Genomic DNA, 1,691 nt, shown 5'->3' with positions numbered 1-1,691 from the left:
GGACTGATCCGTACCAGTGCGAACAACGCTCAGCAGGAAAGCCTAACGGCAATCACACGCGGCATGCTGCTCGAAAGACGATGGAAGCGGGGTGGCTTTTAGAGAAGGAGGTCCCCCGGCCACTTGGCCGGGGGAAGAAACAACGGAAAGGCGCTACGCCGCCATGGCCGACTGCACTTCCGCCAGACGGGCCGTGGCATAGGCCAGCGTGCCATCCCCGGCTCGCAGCTTACGTGCCAGCCGACGCTGTGGATCCTCAAGGTAATAGACCCGAGCGCTGCCGCGCGGATAGTGCTTGATTTGGCGGAAGCCTTCGTCGATGCACATGTCCACATACTCGCGGCCATTCAAGACCCGGCCTTCCGGCAGGCGCCAACGCGCGGCCTCGGCTTGCTCACGAGCACGCTCAGCATCACGGGCTTGCAGAAGCGCGGTGCGCGCGGCGGCTGCCTCGATGTCCCATTGACGCTGTTCGGCCTCGGAGAAGCCGCACAGTTCAAAGATGCGCCGTCGACGCGTAGCCGCCGGCACGCCGGTCAGCACCACGCCCAGTTCCTCACGGATGGCCCGCTTGGATAGTGCGTTCTGATCGGTTGGGCTATCCAGCGCTTCAAGCAGCTGCGCCACGTTGCGCTCCATGACCGCGAGCGCCAAGCGGTTAGGCCACGAATAGCTCGTGGTGTCCCGCTCGACCGTGGCAAGGCGAAGTTCACGCTGAAGCATGCGCTGTGTCAACGTTCCCTTAGCCTGCTCTTCTTGCGCGCGCGCAGCCCTCTCCGTATAGCGATGCCGGGCGATGAGGGAATGCAAGCGTGCAGCCAGCGGTGAGACCGGTGCCGCGTCCTCCCCGGTGGGCGGGGCGATGGTCGGCAACGAAGGCGGAGGGACGATCCCGGCTGCGAACAGCGCGTCATCCACAGCGACTCGGGCGCGGTCGGCCGGCAGCGGCTTAACCAGTGTAATCAGGCGGGCGGCATTGTGCGCAGTGATCGCCAGGTTGTCATGCCGCATGACCCCGCAAAGCGCCTGCAGCTTGTCGGCTGGCAGCGCCCCGCGTAGGGCCGGCACGGCAACCAGATCCTTCAGCCAAAGCAGATCGTACTTGCCGATGTCCGGGCTGTCGCGATAGCCATTGAGGACACAATCGCGAACTTTCTCGCCTCGTTGCAGTGCGTATGCGACATGGACCTCGTGGCGCGAATTGATGCCGGCGCCGGGTGAGTACTCGGGCCCGTTCGTGCCGAAGCCGAAGCGAGCACGAAATTGCTGCTCCACATAGCAGGCGGGGTCGACGAATGCTGCATCAGGATCTGCGAACAACGTGCCCTGGTCACGGCATTCCGGCGCCAGCGCCTCCTCCGGGAAATAGCCGAGACGACCAGCGGCCACTGCTGCGTCCCAGGCGTCGCGACTGACCTCGAAAGGCTTAAGCACTTTCCCGTCCGGGCGAAGGATGATCCGGTCCACTTCACCGATGATGGTGTCGAGGATCTCGCGCATGGAGCCGCTGGGCCGGACAGCAAAGTTGCCCCTTGCCAGCCGGATGAGGGGGATGTCGCCACGGGCGATATGGCGTAGTCGCACGGACTCCACCGGTGTGCGTCGGCGCAGGTCGTCGTCGCAGTTGAAGAAGGCCAGCACACCGGCCAGTGTGGTGCGCGATTCAACCCGCCCCGTGTCAAAGGTAATTA

Annotated in this window: 1 protein-coding gene; it reads right to left on the bottom strand. The window is 64.4% G+C overall.

Features of this window, described 5'->3' with window-relative positions; genetic code table 11:
- Positions 1-153: 153 nt before the first annotated feature.
- The coding region (locus CF70_RS00595) for a hypothetical protein (RefSeq protein WP_349675092.1) at positions 154-1,691 on the bottom strand (1,538 nt) is incomplete at its 5' end.

The sequence above is a fragment of the Cupriavidus sp. SK-3 genome (genome assembly GCF_000611145.1).
GTDB lineage: Bacteria > Pseudomonadota > Gammaproteobacteria > Burkholderiales > Burkholderiaceae > Cupriavidus.
The sequence above is the reverse complement of the archived record's forward strand: the minus strand, read 5'-3'. Positions and strand labels throughout refer to the sequence as shown.